Annotated in this window: 20 protein-coding genes and 1 pseudogene; 6 read left to right on the top strand and 15 right to left on the bottom strand. The window is 35.6% G+C overall.

The features are described from left to right. From BR72_RS15765 to BR72_RS15795, 7 genes and pseudogenes are all read right to left on the bottom strand, one after another. Positions 1-212 (bottom strand): annotated as a pseudogene (locus BR72_RS15765) (RNA-guided endonuclease InsQ/TnpB family protein); the annotation flags it as partial. Positions 213-431: 219 nt separating this feature from the next. Beyond that, the gene (locus BR72_RS15770; RefSeq protein WP_035434429.1) at positions 432-2066 is read right to left on the bottom strand and encodes a peptide ABC transporter substrate-binding protein; all 1635 of its coding nucleotides are present in this window, start codon (positions 2064-2066) and stop codon (positions 432-434) included. Between the two features lie 152 nt (positions 2067-2218). Continuing rightward, positions 2219-3526 carry a bifunctional S-methyl-5'-thioadenosine deaminase/S-adenosylhomocysteine deaminase gene (locus BR72_RS15775; protein WP_035434430.1) on the bottom strand — a complete coding sequence of 436 codons (1308 nt, stop codon included), beginning with the start codon at positions 3524-3526 and terminating at the stop codon, positions 2219-2221. Positions 3527-3625: 99 nt separating this feature from the next. Further along, a complete protein-coding gene (locus BR72_RS15780; RefSeq protein WP_035434431.1) occupies positions 3626-3985 on the bottom strand; it encodes a YunG family protein in 360 nt (119 codons plus the stop codon). A 46-nt stretch (positions 3986-4031) separates the two neighbouring features. Continuing rightward, positions 4032-4478 (bottom strand): GNAT family N-acetyltransferase, encoded by a 447-nt coding sequence (locus tag BR72_RS15785; protein ID WP_035434432.1) that lies wholly within the window; start codon positions 4476-4478, stop codon positions 4032-4034. Positions 4479-4630: 152 nt separating this feature from the next. Next, complete coding sequence (locus BR72_RS15790) at positions 4631-5209, bottom strand: AAA family ATPase (protein ID WP_035434433.1); 579 nt, start codon at positions 5207-5209, stop codon at positions 4631-4633. A gap of 73 nt (positions 5210-5282) precedes the next feature. After that, on the bottom strand, positions 5283-6206 hold the full coding sequence (locus BR72_RS15795; RefSeq protein WP_035434434.1) for an alpha/beta fold hydrolase: 924 nt from the start codon (positions 6204-6206) through the stop codon (positions 5283-5285). Positions 6207-6426: 220 nt separating this feature from the next. Between BR72_RS15795 and BR72_RS15800 the strand changes: the two genes are divergently transcribed. Then, entirely contained in the window at positions 6427-7188 is a 762-nt protein-coding gene (locus BR72_RS15800; protein ID WP_035434435.1) for a DODA-type extradiol aromatic ring-opening family dioxygenase, read from the top strand. A 152-nt stretch (positions 7189-7340) separates the two neighbouring features. Here BR72_RS15800 and BR72_RS15805 read toward each other — a convergent pair whose 3' ends face one another. Next, positions 7341-8045: a CPBP family intramembrane glutamic endopeptidase gene (locus tag BR72_RS15805; RefSeq protein ID WP_035434439.1), complete on the bottom strand. Its 705-nt coding sequence runs from the start codon at positions 8043-8045 to the stop codon at positions 7341-7343. A 259-nt stretch (positions 8046-8304) separates the two neighbouring features. Beyond that, positions 8305-9228, bottom strand: coding sequence for a GNAT family N-acetyltransferase (locus BR72_RS15810; protein WP_141771689.1), 924 nt, complete (start codon positions 9226-9228; stop codon positions 8305-8307). A 258-nt stretch (positions 9229-9486) separates the two neighbouring features. Between BR72_RS15810 and BR72_RS15815 the strand changes: the two genes are divergently transcribed. Next, positions 9487-10620 carry a CapA family protein gene (locus tag BR72_RS15815; RefSeq protein ID WP_035434442.1) on the top strand — a complete coding sequence of 378 codons (1134 nt, stop codon included), beginning with the start codon at positions 9487-9489 and terminating at the stop codon, positions 10618-10620. A 93-nt stretch (positions 10621-10713) separates the two neighbouring features. Continuing rightward, positions 10714-11250, top strand: coding sequence for a peptide-methionine (S)-S-oxide reductase MsrA (msrA, locus tag BR72_RS15820; protein WP_035434443.1), 537 nt, complete (start codon positions 10714-10716; stop codon positions 11248-11250). Between the two features lie 62 nt (positions 11251-11312). Here the strand turns inward: msrA and BR72_RS15825 are convergent, their stop codons facing one another. Beyond that, positions 11313-11951, bottom strand: coding sequence for a FusB/FusC family EF-G-binding protein (locus BR72_RS15825; RefSeq protein WP_035434444.1), 639 nt, complete (start codon positions 11949-11951; stop codon positions 11313-11315). 150 nt (positions 11952-12101) lie between these two features. Beyond that, positions 12102-12365 carry a CD3324 family protein gene (locus tag BR72_RS15830; protein ID WP_035434445.1) on the bottom strand — a complete coding sequence of 88 codons (264 nt, stop codon included), beginning with the start codon at positions 12363-12365 and terminating at the stop codon, positions 12102-12104. Between the two features lie 443 nt (positions 12366-12808). Between BR72_RS15830 and BR72_RS15835 the strand changes: the two genes are divergently transcribed. Next, entirely contained in the window at positions 12809-14443 is a 1635-nt protein-coding gene (locus BR72_RS15835; RefSeq protein ID WP_035434447.1) for a putative polysaccharide biosynthesis protein, read from the top strand. A 71-nt stretch (positions 14444-14514) separates the two neighbouring features. Here BR72_RS15835 and BR72_RS15840 read toward each other — a convergent pair whose 3' ends face one another. Then, positions 14515-15723, bottom strand: a complete 1209-nt coding sequence (locus BR72_RS15840) for an MFS transporter (protein WP_035434449.1) — start codon at positions 15721-15723, stop codon at positions 14515-14517. 378 nt (positions 15724-16101) lie between these two features. Here BR72_RS15840 and BR72_RS15845 point away from each other — a divergent pair, with 378 nt between their 5' ends. After that, complete coding sequence (locus BR72_RS15845; RefSeq protein WP_035434450.1) at positions 16102-16695, top strand: GNAT family N-acetyltransferase; 594 nt, start codon at positions 16102-16104, stop codon at positions 16693-16695. Positions 16696-17185: 490 nt separating this feature from the next. Then, a complete protein-coding gene (locus BR72_RS15850) occupies positions 17186-18511 on the top strand; it encodes an alpha-glucosidase/alpha-galactosidase (protein WP_035434452.1) in 1326 nt (441 codons plus the stop codon). Positions 18512-18745: 234 nt separating this feature from the next. Here BR72_RS15850 and hflX read toward each other — a convergent pair whose 3' ends face one another. The 3 genes from hflX to BR72_RS15865 all read right to left on the bottom strand — a co-directional run bounded on the left by hflX (position 18746) and on the right by BR72_RS15865 (position 23077). Continuing rightward, entirely contained in the window at positions 18746-20008 is a 1263-nt protein-coding gene (gene hflX / locus BR72_RS15855; protein ID WP_035434454.1) for a GTPase HflX, read from the bottom strand. 670 nt (positions 20009-20678) lie between these two features. Continuing rightward, the gene (locus BR72_RS15860; RefSeq protein ID WP_035434456.1) at positions 20679-21473 is read right to left on the bottom strand and encodes a polyphosphate kinase 2 family protein; all 795 of its coding nucleotides are present in this window, start codon (positions 21471-21473) and stop codon (positions 20679-20681) included. A 152-nt stretch (positions 21474-21625) separates the two neighbouring features. Next, positions 21626-23077: an RNA-guided endonuclease InsQ/TnpB family protein gene (locus tag BR72_RS15865; RefSeq protein ID WP_035434457.1), complete on the bottom strand. Its 1452-nt coding sequence runs from the start codon at positions 23075-23077 to the stop codon at positions 21626-21628. Between the last annotated feature and the right edge of the window lie 799 nt (positions 23078-23876).

The following is a 23876-nucleotide window of genomic DNA, read 5'->3' on the forward strand; positions in this document are numbered from 1 at the left end:
TTTTTATCAATTGTATCCAAAACTTCTTTTTGTAAAGGTTGCAATTCCTTATCTTGTGTCAAACCTGTATACACTTGTCGTATATAAAAGTTTGTCGTGTTGTACATATTTTTAGCGTTTTGGCAAGATTCTTGAAAATAAGAATACATACGATGTCCTTTTTTAATCCAAATCTGAAGAGTTTTATAATGTATTTGATTTTCCGTTGTCATTTTTTCACCTCCTTATTAAGGGTATTATACCAGAACAAGAACATACGTTTCTGTTGTTTTGCTTGAAAATAAAATATTTTTTCGATTCACCTCACCACCTTCACATATGTTTAGAGGTGGGAGTCCTCTCGAAAGATATGATAGAAAAGTTTATTTGCGTAAATACTATAAAAAAATAGCTAAGGCTTATTCAAAGCACTTAGCTACTTAATCTCTTATTTATTTCTCTTTTCCACTTATATAAGCATGTTTATACGTATAAACACCACCAAATTGATGCTTTTCAATCCCTTTTACATATTCCTTTTGAACGTAAGCTGAACCGATATAGTAAAGCGGTGCAATAGCAGCATCTTGTATTAAGATTCTTTCCGCTTCTTGCATAGATTCCCAGCGCTTTTTCTCTTCCAATAACAGATCATTTCTCGCACTATTTATACATTCATCATATCGCTTATTAGAAAAATTCATTTTATTATTTGGATTATCTGTCGTAAATAATTCTAAATAACTAATCGGATCTTTGTAATCCGGTCCCCATACAAACAGCGATATATCATACTGCCCTGTTTGTTCAAGTTGCAATTTTTGTTTAAACGGTTGCGGTTTTATTTTTATTGTTAATCCTTGTAAATTCTTTTCAAGTTCTCCTTTTATATATTCCGCTATCAGCTTCGCTTGGTCCTGTTCAAATGTTAAAAATTCAAGTGTTATCTGGTCTACACCAAGCTCTTTTTTCGCATCTCCCCAAAGAGTCTTTGCCTTTTCAACATTATATACGGAAAGATCACCGTTTTCTTTTCTGAAATCTTTTCCATCTTTTTCATTCTTATATCCTTTTGGTATTAATCCTTGAGCGGCTGTTGAACCATTGTTTAGAAAATGATTTACTATTGCTTCTTTATTTAAAGCCATAGAAATCGATTGTCGTAATTTTGTGTTTGCTAGTGCAGAATTTTTTTGATTAAATCGTAACATAGCTATAGCAGGTTCTTTTGTTGTATGAAAATCACTTTTCCCTTTATATTTGTCAACAAACGAAGAATTAATTGGCGTACGATCGATACTACCAGTTTCATACAAATTAACTGCTGTTGCTATCTCTTTTACAATATGAAAATTAATTTCTTCTAATTTCACGTTATTTTTATCCCAATATGTATCATTTCTCTTCAACTTAAATTCTTGCTCATGTTTCCATTCCGATAATACAAATGGACCGTTGTAAATCATATCGGGTGGTTCTAATCCATACTTACTTCCTTTTCCCTCAACAAACGATTTGTGCTGTGGTAAATAAACAGGAAGTGTTAACAAATTAAGAAAGTAAGGGATCGGTTTCTCTAACTGTACCTCTAATGTAACATCGTCAATCGCTTTTACACCTAATTGATCAACAGTTAAGTCTCCTTTATTTATTGCATCTGCATTTTTTATATAATATAACATGTTTGCATATTGCGATGCTGTTTGCGGGTTCAGTGTACGCTGCCATGAATAAACAAAATCATTTGCTGTTACAGCATCCCCGTTCGACCATTTTGCATCTTTGCGTAAATGAAAGATATATGTTTTCCCATCTGTACTTTTCTCAAAAGATTTTGCAACACCTGGTACTGGATTATCTCTCTCATCAAGTACATATAACCCTTCAAATATATTTTGCATGACATGCGATGATGTACCACTCATTGATTTTGCAGTATCTAAGGACGGAATTTCTTCTGATATCGTTACATTTAATACTTGTTTTTCACTTACTTCCTTCTGTTTACTCGAATTGTTACTACAAGCTGAAATCAATAAAGAGGTGGCAAGTATAATTCCTATCAGTAGTCGTTCAGGTTGTTTCATAAATCGGCTCCTTTAATAAAGTTATAAAGCGTTATATATTATAACAGAATAATTATCTCAAAAGTGTTACATTTCACCGAATTTTTATTCTTTCAAATATAAACAAGAAAGCTACCCTTTCATTTAATGAAAGGATAGCCTTCTCTTACTATTTACATGCTCAATCCTTGTTTATAACGGCTTGCTTCAAAAATTATACGCTCTTCATCTAACGTTTTACATTCACCGTTCCAAACAATGTGCTTTCCATTAATTACAACATCTGAAACGTCTTTTCCACTCGCTGCGTATACAAGATGTGACAATACTTCTTCTGCAGGTTGTAAATGTGGCTTTTTAGATGGATCAATTGTAATAAAGTCAGCACACTTGCCTACTTCTAATGAACCTGTTTGGTTCATCCCGATTACCTCTGCCCCTACTTTTGTCGCTAATGTGAGAAGTGTTTCAACAGGTAATGTTGTCGCGTCTTTATGAACACCTTTTTGCAATAAAGTGGCAATGCGCATTTCTTCAAACATATCTAAATTGTTATTAGAGGCCACACTATCTGTTGCAATTCCGACTTTTATGCCGCTCTCTAACATTGCACGAACGTTCGCGATACCCGATCCTAATTTTAAATTACTAATCGGATTATGAGCAACACGCACATCATGTTCTGCTAAGAAAGTGCGCTCATTATCATTTAGCACAACACCGTGAGCAATTACAGTCGGTCTTTTGAACAATCCACAATCTGCTACATACTTTACTGGCCGTTTTCCATATTGCGCTTCAATATCTTGAACTTCACGTTCTGTTTCAGAAAGATGAATATGGGCCATCGTCTTATTTTCCACTGCAATTCGTGCACACTCTTCTAACATTTCAGTTGAACATGCATATGGACTATGAGGAGCAACCATCGTTGTTAACATGCCATCTTTATTGGCATAACGTTTTACATACTTCTCCGCTTCTTGAATTGCCTTCTTTTCATCCTCTTTCGTTCCGAAGCTAAATAATGTTCGAGAAACAGCTGCTCGCATACCACTTTTACGAACAGCTTCCATAATAGAATCCTGATCTACTCCAATTGGATTAAACATATCAGAAAATGTTGTTGTCCCGCTTTTCACCATTTCTAATAAACCTAGCTCTGTGCTCGCAACAGCAAGCTCTGGTGTAAATTGACTTTCAAGCGGCCAAATTCTCGTTTCAAGCCATGGCTTTAAAAGCATGTCATCGCCTATTCCGCGTAAAATGCTCATCAAGACATGCGTATGTGTATTTACCAAACCTGGCAATACCCACTTTCCATGAAGATTAATGACTTGATCCACTTCTTTTCCGCTCGGTAATTCTCCTGATTGTATTTCTATAATTTGGTCATCTTCTACAATGATATATCCATTTTGCAACACTTCATTTTTTTCATTCAAAGTCACGATTGTAGCGCTTATATATGCTGTTTTCAAAAGAATTTCCCCTCTCGACTCTTTTAGAAATAAATATTTCCTCCAAATAAGTTACTACCGTTATAGTAACTTATTTACTGATAAGAGTCAAAAGATAAATTAATATAAAATACATTCCTTTATATGGATACGAACCTTTTGTTTTAAAGCATCATATTGCATCTCATTTGTATCTGCAAATGCTTCTTTTCTATTAGAAGGCATGTCAGTATATGCTATCTCGTCCAAAAATTGCGATGCAGTAAAATCATATCTTTTACCGTTGATGAAATTGTAAAAGTGCCATCCTTCCGAAACCTTTGTCTTCATAATTTCGCCCTCAAACAAATCATGAACTACTAAGGCTGTTACACCGCATTGCCCTTTCGCCGGATTATCTAGTGCCCATTTTGAACTTGTCTCTTTTGACCAAGATCGAAACAAAACCTCGCTCATCTTTTCTATGTCCTTATACACCATACTTAGCATCCCCTAACTGAATTCAAAATATCAAATTAAAATTAATTTACACATCATACCGTAAAAGCGGCAGCATACGATTTTTAAAAACAGTAGAGGGTGTTTCACCTATTAATTCCGCTCCCATTTTCACATAATACCCTTTCGCATTTGGATCACTATCAATCGTAAAGCTCTTTATATTTAATTCACCCGCTTTTTGGACAACGCTTTCCCAAAGAATTCTGCCATAGCCTTTCCCTTTATAAATTGGGTGTAGATATAGAAAATCAAGACTGTCAACTTCTCTTCTCTGAAAAGAAAAAAAGCCAATCATATCTTGGTTTTCTTCTAAAATGTAAACATAATTATTCTTAATATATTGTTCTGTAATTGTTAAGTCTTCCTTACATGCTAATATAAATTCTTCACTATAATTCCAAGTTGCTTTTGAGGACAATGCGACGTTACTTAATTCGTTTGCTTCTTGTAAAAACGCTTCCCTAACAATCATGTAGTTCTCTCCTTTTGTATATCATAGATACCGAGAATAAAATTCTTTTATTTCTGAATATTATTCGCAACATTATCTCCTATCCTCGAAAAAAAGAACCCGGAAATCCCTCCAAGCTCTTCATCAATTTAACTGTGTTCTTCTTTAACTAATCAACGAACAAAGGATAAACATTTAGCGATATGAATAACCTCTTTAATAACAGAATCAACTTCTTCGTTGTCTTTAATGACAAATAAATGATCTGCTTCACCTTCTACTGGATCTATTACATCTTCTTTTAGGGATTCAGCCTGTTGTCGAACAAGCACTTCCTCAAAATTAGAATACGCACCTCTAAATATATTGGTACTTCGCTCACTTTGAGTAACTCGTTTTTGAAGAACATCATCTGGAATATCAAAATGAACCAAGATACGGACAAATTCAGCTTTATTAAACAACTCTTCAAATAAATATAATCGCCCATTTCGACTTCGATTTGAGTTGCAAATAATAAGATGTAAATCTGTATGTTCTTTTGCATAATCGACAATGAATTTTGAAAGGCCATGCTTAAGAGTATTCGGTCCTTCTGTTGGTTGTAACTTCTCATAATTAGTATTTATAAATTCAGCGTGGTTATCTTGGTCCATAACAAAAGAGTTATTTAACCCTTTTTCTAGAGCTCTTGCAAATGTAGTTTTCCCACTATGCGTTTTACCTACTGTAATAATTACTAACCTTTTCATAACTTCAACCTCCATCGTGAAACAAACGGCTCATGCTACTCATAATTGTTGAATCTTCATTTGTTACAAATCACTACTGTCCATGCTCGTCTAACCAAGAAATCACATCTTGGAACACTTCCTGTCTGTTTACCTCATGGAGCATTTCATGCCTTCCGTTCTTATATAAACGGATGGTAACATCTTTAACACCGCATTTTTTATACATGTCGTACACTTCTTGTACACCTTTTCCCATGTTTCCGACTGGATCACGGTCTCCCGAAAAAATATAGATAGGTAAATCTTTTGGTGTTTTCTTATATGCTTCAAGCTTGTTCACAGTCAGCACACCGTTAAATAATTCACGGTAAAAACTCGTTGTACAAATAAATCCACATAATGAGTCCTCTATGTATCTATCAACTTGATTCGTATCAGAAGACAACCAATCAAACTTCGTACGGTTTGGCTTAAAATGCGAATTAAAATTACCAAATGATAAAAAGTTCAACATCGGGCTTTTCGTTTTTACACCCCGCAGTTTCATTTCCACTGTTGCTACTTTATGGCCAATAGCTCCTAAAAGCCCTGGATTCCCTCCCGTTCCGGAAATAAGAAATCCATTATATAATTCACCGCGAATCTGTACGGCACATCTTGATAGGAAAGAACCCATACTATGTCCTAATAAGAAAAGTGGACAGGTATGTTTCTTACGAATAAGCTCTGAAACAAAAATCACATCAGAAACAGCTTGATCCCAGCCCACATTCGGCTCAAAATGGCCGTAATCTTCTTCCTGCTTCACTGTTTTTCCATGTCCTCGATGATCATAAGCATATACCCCATATCCAGCCTCCAATAATGCTTCAATACATTCTATATACGCACCAGTATGTTCCGCCATTCCATGTGCAATTTGAACTATCCCACGAGGTTCACTTTCTGGTAACCATTGACGTAAATAAATTTCCGTTCCATCCGACGTCATAACGAAGTTTTCTTGTCTATTCATTTTGAACGACCTCCAAATCTATTATCTATTTCTCAACAATACGAATCTACATCCATTCAAAATGAATCATCTTTCATTTTTCTTACTATAAATTATATGTAAAAGCTTTCCTTATTACAAATAATGATTTTTAAATTTCTGTCAATTCATTCTTGACGAAATATAAATAATTATGTATAGTAACTTACATAAAGTAATTATATTATTGGAGGTAATCAACATGATGCCATCTCTTTTTTTAGCGCATGGGTCACCTATGCTAGCCATTCAAGATACAGAATATACAAGTTTTTTACGAACACTTGGTGAAACTTACAAACCAAAAGCAATTGTCATCTTTACAGCTCATTGGGAAAGTGAAGTTTTAACTATTTCTTCTTCAAATAATGAATATGAAACAATTTATGATTTTGGCGGTTTTCCTCCTGAACTATATGAAATAAAATACGCAGCAAAAGGTTCGGCAACTATTGCTGCTATGTTAGAAGAGAAATTCAAAAAGCAAGGGATAGCAGTTCAACAAGATACAGCGCGCGGATTAGATCATGGTTCCTGGACACTCCTGCATCGTATGTACCCAAAAGCTGATATACCTGTTGTTCAAATCTCAGTGAACCCCTTCCTTCCCGCAAGAGAACAATATGAAATTGGAAAAACCCTTCAAGGACTTGGGAAAGAAAATATTTTAGTCATCGGCAGCGGTGTTACCGTGCACAATTTGCGAATGTTAAAGTGGGACCAAACTACACCTGAACCATGGGCTGTTGAATTTGATGAATGGCTGATTGATCAAATCCAACGCAACAACATAGAAGCCCTATTCAACTGGGAAGCAGAAGCTCCGCATGCACGTTTAGCTGTGCCAAGAGCAGAACATTTTGTTCCTCTATTTATTGCAATGGGGAGTGGTAATGCTAAGGCTAAAGTGATTCATCGGAGCTATGAATTTGGAACTTTAAGTTATCTTTGTTTACAATTTTAATTACTATTTATAAAAGTTTGATCATTTTTACTCAACAAAAACTCCCCGATAGTTGATTTTGAATATAGTTCACTATCTAAAGTGAAAATAGGATGCTTTAAAAGCATGTATACAGTAGCATTGGATACTTCACCTGCTGACAACAATTTTTACTATCCCATCGTTGTCAGCAGCACCATAATTCCATTAGTTAGACCATGAATGATGACTGGCGCCCAAATTGAATTGGTTCGTTCATACGCCCATGCAAAGACTATACCACTCAAGAAGTTTACAGGCATCGCGTTATAAGTTGGAATATGGATAATTGTAAAGATTACTGAGCTTAGAAAAATGGCCACTATCATTCCTAAGCGTGTACGTAGCCATCGATATAAAAAACCACGATAAAATATTTCCTCATATATTGGTGAAATGACCGCCGCAGAAATAAAAGCAATAAGAACTGTAAAGAAATTTACGTTTTGCTGCATAGCTTCAGTTTTGCTATTCTCATAAGTATTCCCAATAAAGCTAGTAAGTGCCATCACTATTACATCACCAACCATTAATATAATAGTTAGTAAGACAATAATTTTCCAATCCTTCATAGATAATGATCTGATTCCTACTTCACTCCAAGAAAGTTTCTTTGGACGAAGAACGATAAAATATACACCTAAAACTAAAACGATCGCTATTGTTAATCCTATTAAAGTTCCTGAATATAACTCATTATCAAACCACTGAGAATAAATGGGCTTTACTAAGAATTTTATGCATCCTATAACAAATACAAATTCAAGTAGCATCATTAATAGAAATTCTTTTAATCCCCAATGGTCTTGCTCCTTCCAATTCATGTCGCTTTTCTTCATTTACCATTCCTCTTTCTTTGTATTCTATATCCTAACTATAATAGATGACGTAACGTCATTTACAACCTTCATTTTCATGAGGAATTAAATAAATTGATGGATTACAGGAAGACAGGTATCCAAGCGACATAATTTCACTCCCAGAGTAAAAAACACCCCTTTAGATAGGATTACCTAAAGGGATAAAGCATCGTGACTTTATTTCAATCCCACATCGAAAAGCCAAAGAAGTCCAGTAATTCACCACTGGACTTCTACTTTATTTCCTAACAGAAACTTCCTTATCAAACCGTACAAATTTACTCTGCACTTTCATTCCAGCTGTTTCGTATACGCGTGGTGCACCTGTAATATTCTCAGAGTCTACATTTAGATGAACCTTAGAAATCCCTTCTTGTTGCAATTGACCAAATGCATGATGTAATAGCGCTAATCCCAATCCTTGTTTACGCCTTGAACGACATACACCTAAGTGAGTAATTTCAGCTTTATTATCAGTACTCTTTTTACTAAAGATAAAACCAACTACTTCATCTCCATGCATCGCTAGTGACCATAATGTAGGATGGAATCCCTCTCTTTCGGTACGTTTCAAAAACTCTTCAAGTGAAGAAGGATGCGAATTCCAGTGGTCTGCAAAGGCTTCATTAAAAGCTTGATGTAACCCTCCATCATCCACACCTGGTATGTAATGTCGTACAGTAATCTCTTTTGGCCATAGTGGAGATGGAACATTTGATTTTAATTCAATCCCCATCTCCCACCAAATACGAGTTGGAGTAAAACCAGCTTCTGCTAATACTTCTTCCTCATAGTTATTATTTGCTTGTGTTACAATCGTACCGTCCAAGCGAGAAGAATACTCTACAAGCTCCGTAGCTCGCTCTTCAAGCATTGACAATAATGAATATTCAATACCTTGCTGTATGTAATCAGGATTTATTAATACAGCAGAAGGAAATTGTGCTTCATTTCCGGTAAGAATCCCGTATCCGATTATATTTTCTTCTTCATTTATAACAACAGAAGAGCTCTTACTCACATCAATATCTTTCCATGAGTTGATAATATCCTCTTCTGTTGTATCAATTTCACCATAAATAGCTTGATCGTAAATCGTGCATAGATTTACAATTTGTTGTAAATCTTCTTGTGTCGTTGCTCTAATGAATAGGCCATTCACTAAGTTTCCCATAACTTCTATCCCCCTTTCCAAAAAACAAAAAAGTCCGAATATTAATATTATAAAACAAGATACTATTGTTCTTAAAGAGAAATTTCAATTTTGTTACTTTCATTCAAATTCATTTTCATATAAAGTTATAAGTAGAAATGAGACTTCTCGAGTTAACTTCATATAAAAATCCTTAAAGTGTTATATTTGAATATTTTTTTAAAACAAACAACTCTACACACTATTTTTATAAGGAAAGGACTACATATGAAAATTCGTAAAAGAACATTACTAAAACGGACTATAGTATTAGCTGTACTCTTTACCCCGATAATCTTATTGATTAACTATGCGCTAAGTTCAGACACGAAAAATGATCAAAATACAGGGGTAAAAAATAAACAAACAGAAAAAGCTAAAGGAAAAGAACAAACAAAAAAACCGAAAGAAGATCCTGAGATTACTCTTACATTCTCGGGTGATACAATGTTTGATTGGCAATTACGCCCTGTTATTCAAAGTAAAGGTGCTGATTATCCATTTCAGCATGTAAAACCGGAAATAGAAAAAGCGGACTACTCATTTGTAAATTTAGAATCTGCGTTTACAACTCGCGAGAAAAAATATCCTGGCCAACTGTTTTGGATTAAAAGCGATCCTTCTACGTTAAAAGCGATTAAAAATACAGGCTATGATATTGTTAATATCGGAAATAATCATACACTCGATTATTATCAAGACGGCTTATTGGATACAATTTCGCATGTTGAAAAAATGGGATTTCCGTATATCGGCGCAGGAAAAAATGCAAAAGATGCATATACAGCAAGAGAAGTTACAATTAAGGGGAAAAAGTTTAAATTCCTCTCTTTCGTTCGTTTTATGCCTGATGCTGCATGGATAGCTACAGATAACAAACCAGGAATTGCAAATGGCTATGATTTAAACTTAGTCACCAAAACAATTAAAGAGCAAAAGAAAGATGCCGATTATATGATCGTGTATATGCATTGGGGAGTCGAAAAAACAAATCGTCCTGCTGCTTATCAAAAAGAATATGTACAAAAAATAGTAGAAGCAGGTGCAAATGCAATTGTTGGAAGTCATCCTCACTGGTTACAAGGCTTTGAATATTACAACAAAGTTCCTGTTGCATACTCACTTGGAAACTTCCTCTTCCCTGATTATGTAAAAGGACATAGCGCAGAAACTGGAGTTCTAACAATGAAATTTAAAGGAAACGACGTCCGCATGTCATTTAATCCATATATGATTCGTAATAACCAAATTACGCCGCTTCAAGGTACAGAAAAACAAAATATGTTGCAATATTTACAATCTATTTCAAACGATGTACAAATTAATCAAAATGGAGAGATTATGAATAAACGCTCACAATAATTATTTTACTATTCTTCCTAACTTTTCTCTTGCGGTGATTTAAAACATATATGATACTATATAAAACATATCAATTTAAGGGGATTACATACAATGGAAGAAAAACAATATGAACTTGCAACTTTTGCTGGCGGTTGCTTTTGGTGTATGGTAAAACCATTTGATGAACTGCCTGGCATACACAAAGTCCTTTCAGGTTATGCAGGAGGACATGTTGAAAATCCAACATATGAAGATGTCAAATCAGGGGAATCTGGACATTTAGAAGTCGTTCAAATTACATTTGATCCTACTTTATTCCCTTTTCAAAAGTTATTAGATTTATATTGGCCACAAATCGACCCAACAGATGACGGTGGACAATTTTTCGACCGCGGTCCATCTTACCGTACAGCAATTTTTTATCATAATGAAGGACAAAAAGAACTTGCTGAAAAATCGAAGTTAGCATTAGCAGAAAGCGGTATGTTTAATGACCCAATTGTAACAGAAATCCGCCCAGCTGCTCCCTTTTACGAAGCAGAAGAATATCATCAACATTTTTATAAAAAGAATCCAGAGAAATATGCCAAGGAACAAAAAGAATCTGGCCGCGAAGACTTTATTAAAGCAAACTGGCAAAAGAAATAATATAAAAGAAAAAGGACGCAAATAGCAGTGTCCTTTTTCTTTTTCCTATTCATATCTATTACTTATTTTCTCAATCTCTCAATAAAATCATCTAATTTGTCAAGTGAAGTCATATTCCGATTACATACTATACTATCTTTGCAAATATAGTTTCCCTTCTTAACAAAAGTACCTGGTACATCACCTTTTATTTCAACAAGAAACATTCCCACTTCTTCATGTTTGTGACATAATGTACAAATCCCTTTTTTATTTATACTTTGAAATGTACCTTGCACACCTACAAGTTTATTATCTTTACGAGCTATTATGAACTTTCTGTTTGTCCCTTTATCAATCCAACTTAGATAAGATGTCTCTTTCATATTAATTTCTTCCATATTGGGCAGTTTAAGCTTTTTAGCCTTAGGAAATAATTTTTTTAATGTTTGCTCGGACACTTCTTGAAACGGTATGACATATGGCGATAACTTGCACAAAAATAATTCTGCATCCTCTCTATTTTCAATCGTCAAAATCATATCCATTAATTCTTTTTGTTCATCTGTCAGATCCTCAAATAGATGTAGTACTTTTTCTATCGCCAAGGATTTCAGTGCAGCAATAACTCCCTTATCATTCGCAGTTGCATGTCCATTCGCTAGAATATGAGCTTGTGATTTTATGAAGTTGTATTGATCATTTCTAATAAAGGTATTCATTCCTATCACTCCATACAAAATTGTTTATCTATTTTTATTTTAAACAATAAATTCACTTTATAAAATGCAGAAAACCATTTAGAAACAAACTTTACATAAAAAGCACTGCGTATTTATATAAAATACTCAGTGCCAATGATTTATTTTTATTTATTTCGAGTACACTATTTTTTTTATAGTTTCAATGGAGAGAAAATATTCTTCTGCTAGTTGATGAATTACTGTTCCGTTTTGAAAAGCATGTTTAATTGCTTTATTTCGTTCATCAAGTTGCTTTCTTCCTCCAGAGCGTGTGCCCCACTTATGATAAGCATTTTCTTGTTTTGGAATATAAATCGTTTCTCCTTGCACATACTTTTGAATTTCTATAATCAACTGTTCAGGTAAAACAGTCGCTGCTTTTACATATTTCATTTCCGCTCGCCCCTTATTTTTTATGTTTCATCTAAATAAGGTGCAAAGCCAAATATAAGAGAAATGATACAAGTCCATTCAGGCGATTGTATGTTACATCTCTACCTCACGCAAAGTATCGCCGTTTCCATATTTGGCTTTGCATGAGACGATGCAGTATCTAGCAATTTCATTATAATCGCCATATCATCACCTCCCAAATATTTCTTATGAATCAACATTATTATATGATAAATTTTTCCTAATTGCATCTTTGTATCTTTTAATAATTGTATTATTAAGAAGTGTACTTATCTTTACAGCCCCCTACTAAAATTTCGCAAACAAACACACTTTGTAAAAATTCTGTAATAATAAATTTAGTATTTTACTTTATAAAATACTAAGACAAGTTTATAGTAGAAAAAGATGATTCTTAAGCAACCAGAGTAGGAGGAAGTATTTTGTCTACTTCAAAAGTATTAAAAGGCACTGCACTGCTAAGCGGTGCGACAATGATTTCACGTATTTTAGGTTTTATTTATTTCTTCCCATTTCAAGCTTTAGTTGGAAGTCAAGGAGTTGCTTTATATTCTTATGCATACTCCTGGTATGGGATTTTACTAAGCTTTTCAACGGCAGGTATTCCTATCGCCGTTTCCAAATTTGTTGCCAAATATAACGCTTTAGGAGATTACAGTACAAGTAAAAAGCTATACAACTCAAGCTTAAAAGTAATGATGGTTATGGGATTCCTTGGTTTCCTAATTTTATTTTTCGGCGCACCATACGTATCAGAATTAATTATCCGCTCTAAAACACCTGAGCCTGGATTCGTCGAAGATGTAACATTAACAATGCGCGCACTAAGTTTTGCTCTTATTATCGTGCCTGCAATGAGTGTTACCCGCGGTTATTTCCAAGGTTTCCAATATATGAAACCAAGTGCTGTTTCACAAGTTGTGGAACAAATTGCTCGTGTTGTTTTTATTTTAGTTGGAAGCTTTATCGTTTCTAAACTATTAGGCGGATCTGTAGCATCTTCTGTAGCAGTTGCAACATTTGGCGCTGTTATTGGTGCAATTGCCAGTGTTTCCATGCTCGTTATGTATTGGAGAAAATACAATGGACTTCGTGCGCCAGAAGGAGAACGAAAAACACGCTCTTCCTCGCTTTCCTTAACAAAGATTTATATGGAACTACTTCGGTATGCGATTCCAATTGTCTTTGTAGGTATTGCCATTCCGCTTTATACATTAGTGGATCAATATACTGTTGCTGATGCACTGCAAGCAATAGGTACACCACTTGATAAAGCAAACGCTGTGTTCGCTTACATTACGAACTATGCTCAAAAGTTGATTATGATACCGGCATCACTAGCAACAGGCTTTTCGCTTACAATCATCCCGGCGATTACACAATCATTTACGGGTGGTAAATTAGATGAGTTGCAAAACCAAATTGAAAAGATTTTCACAGTCTTATTATTTTTTACAATTCCAGCATCATTTGGACTTGCGAGCATCGCATACGATGCATTTCGCATGGTATATTTTGATCACCATACAGCATTAGATGGGTCACAATATTTAATCTCATACGCACCATCCGCTGTAATGAGTGCGATCTTCACCGTATCAGCTGCTATTTTACAAGGTATTGATTATCAGCGTAAAACAATGATTGCTTTTACAGCTGGCATTCTTGTAAAAGTCGTTGTCAACACGCCACTTTTATACGTACTAGGTGGACACGGCGCTGTATTAGGAACTATACTTGGTTACCTCGTTTCTGATGTAATCATGTTATACTGCATTGTGAAATATACAAAGTTTAACATCGTAAAAACTGGTAAAACGATATTGCTTATTACCATTTACTCAGCTGCGATGTCTGCTGTAGTAGTTGGCTCAAAAACGTTATTAAAATGGTTAATTCCTGGCCAATCATATATGGAGTCATTAGTAATTGTGGCCATATGCGGTGCTCTTGGCGGAATTGTTTACTTCGCTTTTGTATTCACAAGCGGCCTTGCTTCTGACATTCTTGGCGATCGTATCAATCGACTTCCGCTATTGAAGAAATTAAAACGATAAATATTAAAGAGGTGTAACTTGAAATATAAGTTACACCTCTTTGTATGAATTTGAAATAAATCTTTTCATATTTACATCTTTTTACGGTCATTTGGCAATAACCATGATGATAACCCAATTAATGGTAACATACTGCATAGTATCATAATAAAGTTAAGGCTATATATATCTGCCAGTTTTCCAAGTATAACTGCTCCTAACGCCCCAAGCCCAAATGCAAGTCCGACAATTAATCCAGATACCATTCCAACCTTTCCTGGAACAAGCTCCTGTGCATACACAACAATCACACTGAAGCTACTAGAACTAATAAATCCAATGCAAAGAAACAATGGAACAACCCATACGAGCGAAACGTGCGGCAATAATAGTGCTAAAGGTGCCGAACCAAGCATGGAGAAAACAATAATATTTCTCTTTCCAAACCGATCTGCTAACGGCCCGCCAAAAAATGTGCCAAGTACGCCAGCAATCATAAAAGCAAATACGTAAAACTGTGCATTTTTAATAGATAATCCATAATGCTCGATTAAATAAAACTGATAAAAGTTCCCAATCCCTGCTCCGTACCATGAGCGAACAAACGTTAAAAATACAAGTAATACAATAACAAACTTAATTCGGCTGCTTATTACTAAACTGTCAGCTTCTAGCGCAGCACGTTTCTTCCTTCTGACAGCCCCGCTTGCTAACTCGCCTTTATACCAAGTAGAAACAAAGTATAGTAAGATAATTCCAACCATTGCAAAACCCGTAAACCATACTGCTCCAATTTGTCCAAGCGGAACAAATACAAGTGCCGTAAAAATTGGCGCAAGCGAATTCCCTGTATTTCCCCCTACTTGATAAATGGATTGCGCTAAACCACGCTTTGCCCCTGCTGCCATATAAGCAACACGTGCGCCTTCTGGATGAAAGACTGCAGATCCAAGTCCAATAAATAAAACAGATAAAATAACAATAAAAAAGTTCGGTGCAAACGCAAGTCCAATCATCCCAAGCATGCTTGAAAACATTCCTAGTGGCAGCAAATATGGGGAAGGCTTCTTATCTGAATACATCCCAAACACCGGCTGCATAATGGATGATGTCATATTGAGAGCAAAAGCAATCCAGCCCACCTGCATATAGGATAAATTCATCGTTTTTTCTAAAATGGGAAACAGTGCCGGTACAACTGCCTGCATCGAATCATTAAGAAAATGCCCTAAACTAATCGCAAATAAAATACGATAAATCGTCGGTGTATTCACCGCATTTGGCTTTGTTGCTGTCTGCATGTTACACTCTCCTTTCCTCTTGTGCTGAAAACAATCTTTGCATATGTTTCACACACTTTTATTTTTCTGATTTTTTAAACAAAACCTATTCTATACCTCTTCTTCCTTTTTTTCCACTTCTCTGCTTATCACTTTCCGAAATGAACATAATCTCTAAAAAATATTGAAAATTAATTTTCACTAAAATTCAGAAAAAATATTTACCACATACATCCATTCGTGTATCATAATAAAAAATAACTGCATGCTTTTTTTCGACATATAAGTTTCTGCCATGCAAAATACACCATGACCGTTACCTTTTAAGGCCAGATCCTCTCCTAAAAAGAATGGGGTTTTATGTCGTTTTTTAACTTTTATAAATAAGGAGAATTACTCATGAATCCACTACTATTAAATTTCCCTTCAGAGTTCTACACGGACAGACTTCTCATAAGAATGCCAAGACCTGGAGATGGAAAAGAAGTATATAACGCAATCAATGAATCTATTGAAGAATTAAAACCTTGGATGCCTTTTGCACAAAAAGAACAAACAGAACAAGAAGTAGAAGCAAATATTCGAGATTCTCACGTAAAGTTTTTGGCGCGTGAAGATTTACGATTGCTCATTTTCCTTAAAGACACAGGTGAGTTTGTTGCCTCTTCGGGATTACACCGCATTAACTGGGATATTCCTAAATTTGAAATTGGGTATTGGATTCACTCTCGGTTTAGCGGGAAAGGATACATGACAGAAGCTATTAGAGGAATTATAGATTTTGCTCTTCATGAATTACAAGCAAATCGAATAGAGATTCGCTGTGACTCAAGAAATGTCAAAAGCCGCGCCATACCTGAAAGATTAGGTTTTAAATTGGAAGGTATTTTAGAGAATAATAGTGTATCTGTAGATGGAACTGAATTAAGAGATACATGCATATATGGGATAACGGCATGTGGAAAATTACGCTCACAAATAGTCAAGAGTTAATCTTGGAAACATTACTCCTGAGCAATATTCCAGAAATATAGAAAAAGAAGTACAACGTTATATAGCCAGCAGCAAAAATTCAGTGTGTTCCTTTGAAGGGAGGTGATTGGTCTTCTTTTCCTATTAAACTGGGAGAAGACGATATGCAAAACCAAGCTGCCAAAGCAGTAGTCCTGCTATTCGGGAGGAGATACCAAAAGTAAAGTCGAATTCAAATTTCTTAACTAATTTAATGTATTTTCAAGCTTAACAGCGGCGTATGAAACGATATCATTCTTCTATTCCGGGATGAACCGATTAGTTTGCTGACAAGCCCTAAGGTAAATTTATGTAACTCTTAAAATCAACTTCTATGGTTCACATAAACTTTTTCAAACAAAACCCTTTTTGAGGAGGAAAGAAACATTTGTCTGTCTTATCCAAAAAAGGATCGCGTTCACTTTAAAACTTTTGAGGTAAACATAAAATTCACATTCAGGAGGTTTTATAAATGTCAAAAATCACCTTTCTAGGTGCTGGAAGTACGATTTTTGCCAAAAATGTACTTGGTGACTGCATGTTAGTACCTAGTATCCAAGGGTTCGAGTTTGCACTGTTTGATATTGACCATCAACGCTTAAAGGATTCTGAGAACATACTGCAAAATCTAAAGGAAAGCTCCGGTAGCAACGTGCAAATCAAGACTTATACGGACCGGAAAGAGGCGTTAAGCGGAGCAAAATACGTCATTAATGCCATACAGGTCGGCGGCTATGACCCTTGTACGGTGACCGACTTCGAAATTCCGAAAAAGTATGGGCTTCGCCAGACGATTGGAGACACAATCGGAATTGGCGGCATTTTCCGAGCATTACGAACTATTCCAGTGATGCTTGATTTTGCCAAAGATATCCGTGAAGTTTGTCCGGATGCTTTGTTTTTAAACTATACAAACCCGATGGCGACGTTAACAGCGGCTATGACTCGTTACGGCGGCGTAAAAACGATAGGATTGTGCCACAGCGTCCAGGTTTGTGTTCCGTACTTATTTCGTTTGCTTGGAATGGATAAAGAAAATGTCCAGTGGAAAATTGCCGGAATCAATCATATGGCATGGCTTTTAGAAGTGACAAGAGATGGAAAAGACTTGTACCCAGAAATCAAGAGACTTGCGGCTGAAAAGCAAAAAGAAAAACATAATGATATGGTTCGTTTGGAATTGATGAACCGTTTCGGCTATTACGTAACGGAATCGTCCGAGCATAACGCCGAATATCATCCATACTTCATCAAAAAGAATTATCCGGAACTCATCGATAAGTTGAACATTCCGCTTGATGAATACCCGCGCCGCTGTATCACTCAAATTGAAGACTGGGTAAAAATGCGTGAAGACCTTGTTAACAACAAAAACCTAACGCATAAACGTTCACTTGAATACGCTTCTTATATCATTGATGCAATGGAAACCGATAACCCATTTAGAGTCCACGGAAATGTAATGAATACAGGCGGCTTAATCAGTAACCTTCCGGAAAAAGCCGTGGTTGAAGTTCCGTGCCTAGTTGATCGGAGCGGAATTACACCTTGTTATGTAGGAGAACTTCCTGAGCAGCTGGCGGCGCTGAACCGTACCAACATCAATACCCAGCTTCTTACTATTGAAGCAGCTATAACAGGTAAAAAAGAACACATTTACCAGGCCGCAATGCTTGATCCACATACTGCGGCAGAACTGTCTATCGATGATATCGTCGCATTATGCGATGACCTTATTGAAGCACATGGTGACTGGCTGCCTCAATTTAAAGGAACAGCTGTTTTGGAGACAATCTAAATAACGTGAATGAATGCGGCAAAGTAGACTAAGTTCTAGACGGTTTATTCTGTAAGTGTTTCAAACGGTAAAAAATATTAAATTTTAATTTTCGGAAAAATTAAAATTTAATATTATCTACAATGATGATTTTCATTGAACCTGATCTTTAATACTCAAACTGGGTATACTTTACTCCATAAAAAAAAGAGCTACTATCCGGTAGCTCTTCTTTTCTTATTTCAAGTGCACTCTTTAGCCAATTACATACCTTTTATGCTTTTCAAAATCACTCATTTTACATTCCACAGTAATCTTTGTACCTTCATTTTCATAATCCGTCGCTAAAACGTTCGCATGCTCATTAAAATAAGAAATTAGCTGTCCTTGATCATAAGGAATTAACATTTCACACTTTGTATAATCTTTATAAATTTGCGTGCGAATCATTTGCACAAGTTCATCGATACCTACTTTTTGTTTCGCAGATAAATACACCCGATCATCTTGTACTTTCGGAATTTCAATATCTACAACATCCGCTTTATTATAAGCATAAATTGTCTGGATATTTTCCACACCAATTTGTTTTAACGTTTGATTTGTAATCTCGATAAGATGTTCATAGTTCGGATTTGCATAATCAACGACATGAACTAATAAATCAGCCTCCGCTACTTCTTCTAACGTCGAGCGGAACGCTTTCACAAGATGATGCGGCAATTTACTAACGAATCCAACGGTATCTGTTAATAAAAACGATTTATTATCTGCCAATTGAATATTTCGCACAGCTGTTTCAAGTGTCGCAAACAACATATCTTTTTCAAATACTTGCTTCTCCGCAGAACCGTTAAATATTTCAAGCATCGCATTCATCGTTGTTGATTTACCGGCATTTGTATACCCTACTAACGCAACAACTGGTACTTCATTTTTCTTACGTTGTTTACGCTGCGTTTGACGCTGTGCAACGAGTGCTTCTAACTCTTTATTTAACGCAGCAATTTGCTCTTCAATCTTACGGCGATCAAGCTCTAATTTCTTTTCCCCTACCCCTTTGTTCTTCGTACCAACACCGCCGCTTTGTCTTCCTAACGATTCACGAAGTCCAATTAAACGAGGCATCATATATTGCAAATGTGCTACCTCAACTTGTAATTGCGCTTCTTTCGTTTTAGCACGCTGCGCAAAAATATCTAAAATTAATATCGTACGATCAATTACTTTACAATCTATATCTGCTTCTAAATTTCGAATTTGTGAAGGTGATAACTCATCATTGAAAATGACCAAATTCGCATCTGCTTCTTTCACGAACGCTGACACTTCTTCAATCTTACCCGTTCCAATATAATGAGATGGGTTTACACGATGTAAATTTTGGGTCACTTTCCCTATCACTTCTACATCGCACGCTTCTGCTAAGTTCGCTAACTCCTCCATCGAATATTCGAAATCACTTTCACTATTTAAATTCACTCCGACTAATATTGCCTTTTGTACTAATTGTTCCATATATTTATTCCTCCATTTCGATTACGCGCAAACGAAAACACCTACCTGTGTTTTTCATAAACGGACGAAAACGCGACAAATAAACATAAAAGCATCACTTCTTGCTTGTTCAATGGTCGTCAAATCCAGCACCATACAACATAAAAATGTTCGTATACATGCATTGCATCATTCTGTTTTAAAGGCAAAACAAAAAGAGGGCGTATTCGTCCTCCCCTCTTTTTACATATAAGTTCAATAGGGTTCCTTTAAAAAGACAGACCAATCCCGTTTACTCTGTACACAGACAGAGCCTTTGAGCGCTATTCAATTATTGGCACAAAGTATTGAGACGTAATCTGATTAAGATCAAAGGAAACCCCTCCGTTCATTAAAAGTTACATAAATTTTAGCATAGTTATGGAGCTGACACAAGAATAAATTCCATTTACTAACATAAAGAAAATCGCTATTTTTCTATTTTATTCATCTTTTTTTGCGTATATTTCTTATTATCAATATCCATACACCTATAACGAGTAAAGCTTAAACCGAAATAACGATGATACTGTTTGTTTTACGATCATTTGGCATAGCATGTTCAACATTCACTTGTTTCGTTGGAGCTTGCCCCTTCGCAATATGACTTAAAACAGATACATCATTCCATACAAAGTTAATGAATTATATCTTATACTTGTTCTGTCTCCTCTTGCTTTTCTTCTTTCATTTCATGATAGTACGATGGCAGTTCTATACCATGTTCTAAGAAATAGTCCTCGATTAACGAAATGACCACTTTCAATGTTTTCACACGTGCATACAACTTATCATTGCCAGGTATAATATGCCACTTCGCATTTGGTTTATCTGTTTTCTCAAACATATCTTCCATGGCCTCGACATATTCGTCCCACTTTTCTCGATTGCGCCAATCTTCATCTGTAATTTTCCACTTCTTAAGAGGATTTTGCTCTCGATCTTTAAATCTTGCTAGCTGTTCATCTTTACTAATGTGATAAAAGAACTTCGCTACTATGTATCGATCATCTGTTAATAGTTTTTCAAAATCATTGATTTCATCATATGCCCTAGTCCACTCTTCCTTTGTAGCAAAGCCCTCTACACGTTCAACCAATACACGACCGTACCATGAGCGATCAAAAATAGTAATTTGCCCATATTGCGGGATTTTCCGCCAAAATCGTTGCATATAATGATAGCGTTGTTCATGTGGAGCAGGCGCACCAATTGGATTTACTTGCAGACCGCGCGGATCAAGATGCTCAGTAATTCGTTTAATTGCTCCGCCCTTTCCAGCAGCATCCCAGCCTTCCATAGCCATAATAAAAGCTATTTTTTCATTACGTAAAATCTGCTGCAACGCAAGTAAACGCATTTGATATTTTTCAAGCTTTTTATTATATATTTTTTTTGATTCCATTCTTTTCGTTAAATCTATTTTTGCAAGACGACCATTTTTCATAATAAATCCTCCTTTTCAAACAATTAACACTATTTTAACATAATTTTCAGTATTTTGCGTATATATATCCAATATCAACACGCATTACCTATGAAAACTCCCGCCACTTATCTCCTTCGGATCTTGAAGTGGGGGTTTCTCGTGTATCACCTTCAAGAGATGCTTAACACGAGTGGAGTTGACACAGCTGCCTGATGGCACAACCCCTCTATTCCATTGGCAAACGCCTTTGGAACTGCTTTTTTTAAGATGTTATAGGAACCATTCACATCTGCGTTCAGTAGTTTATTTTCTTTCGTACGATACAAGCCACGTGTGATACGTTTTCCACTGAATACAGGAATGTCTTCCTCACCGTAAGTGGGGATCACATCATTGTCTAAAAAGGATGCCTTACTTGTATACGATTCTTCCACGACTTGTACAGCAATACCTTTTCGTTTTGCTTTATAGGTGATCATTTCAATAAGTTGATTGTGCGGGATATGGTAGAACGATTGATTCTGGCGTTTCCCCATGTCACTGTTTTGTTTCCATGATGTATTTTTCCCAATCACAATCATAGAGATTTCATGTTGAACTGCGAAATGAACAATATGGTAACTGATTTTGTGAAAGAAATCTTTTATCTTGAGAAACCGTTTCTCATGAAGCCTCTCTAAACGTTTTGATGTGTGTGGTCCTTCTTTTGATTCTTTTCCATGACGAAGAATACTCAGTAAATAAGCCTTTTTCTTGTTGTAGTATTGATTGATACTTTTAATCACATTTCCCTTTACTAACACAGGAGTAGCCCCTGTATTCGTTGTGATAGTTGCAATGTTATTAATCCCTAAGTCTATACTCATATAGCGATTATTGTCGACATGCTCAGGTGCTGGCTCAGATTGTTCTGTCACAATTTCCAACTTAAACTTCCCGTAAGCAGGAAAAACACGTACCTCTTTGAGATTGCCAATCCGCCCAAATAATTTACCGATATTTAATTTTATGCTTGTTTTTGGAAAACGAATGTACTTATCTTGGAGTTTACATACTTGATTTGTAAATACAATTTCTTTCATAGATGATCTAATATACTTTGGAATGCGAGGTCTGCCAGTAAAAGTGGAAGGATGTTTTTGGTATGCCTTGATGGAAGCGAAGAATGATTTCCAGTTTTGATACAACTTCTTCATAACTGCTTGATTCGTTTGCGCTGGCAAGTTCATATAATCTTGTTGTTTCATTGTTTTAAACAAACAATCTAAGAAATGATACGATAGGAACGATTTCTCTTTTGTCGGGAATGTAAACAAGTTACATTTTATATCTTTCTGTTCTTTAACAGGTTTTTCTTTTTGTTTTTGTACGCGTTTTTGGTATGCATGCAGTTGATTTTCATTCATGATTTCAATATGTGCTTGTAATGTATGAAGAACTTCTTGTTGAAGTGGCTGTAATGGTTGATTAGCACGTAAGGCTGTATATACTTGGCGAATATAGAAATTCGTTGTATTGTAAAGATTTTTTGCATTTTGACACATTTCCATGAAGTAGGCGTGCAATTTATGACCTTTCTTAATCCAAATTTGATAGGTTGCATATTCTTTTTCTTTTGTCATCATGTTCACCTCCTTCTTTCCTTCATGATACTACAAAACAACCAAAAAGAACATATATTCGCCATGCTACGAAAATATTTTTACAAATGCGATGGCAATTCATCTCCACCTTAAACTGGGCTATGCCCTACACGTTTTGAAGATGGAGTTTTCTTGCCAATTTTTTGATAAATTATTTGTAACTACTTAATGTCACTCTATGAAAAAAGGCAGAAAAGCATTTTTTTAAATGGCCAGGAGGGACTGGCTATGTATAGGAGCGGTCAGGGCTTTTTCCTGCCACGCGCAAAGTTTTAAAACAAAAAAAGGTAGCAAGGTGTAGGGCCATTTTGATCTTCATGGCAGCAATCTATGTGCTGAAAAATGAAAATAACTTTCTATAGGTAAGCGTATTTTCACTGGAATCATACCCCTTACCAAATTTCTAAATGAAATGTATGGCTGAGTAGTTACAATTATTTATAGCATTTAGGAAGAACTTTATTATGTAAAGCATGTATTTTCTTATGGCTTTTCATTCTTACTTACCTTGTTACTAATACACAAAGGACTGTCCTATTTAAAGGAGGCCACTGAAAAAGTCCTCATAGTTCAAAAAGTGAAAGCTTCCCCGATGAAATCGAGGAAGCTTTCACTTTTTTTATGTATAATGGTTGTACTAACTCTAGGTGGTGTCTCGGATGATTTCAAAACAACAACCTCTTAACCTTAGCCCATTCATGGCGATTTACGATATCGTCGTGCCAAAAGATAATATGCTTCGTCAATTTAATGAAATGGTTGATTTTTCTTTTGTGTT

Origin of the sequence: Bacillus sp. UNC322MFChir4.1 (assembly GCF_000746135.1) — a bacterium.
Classification (GTDB): domain Bacteria; phylum Bacillota; class Bacilli; order Bacillales; family Bacillaceae_G; genus Bacillus_A.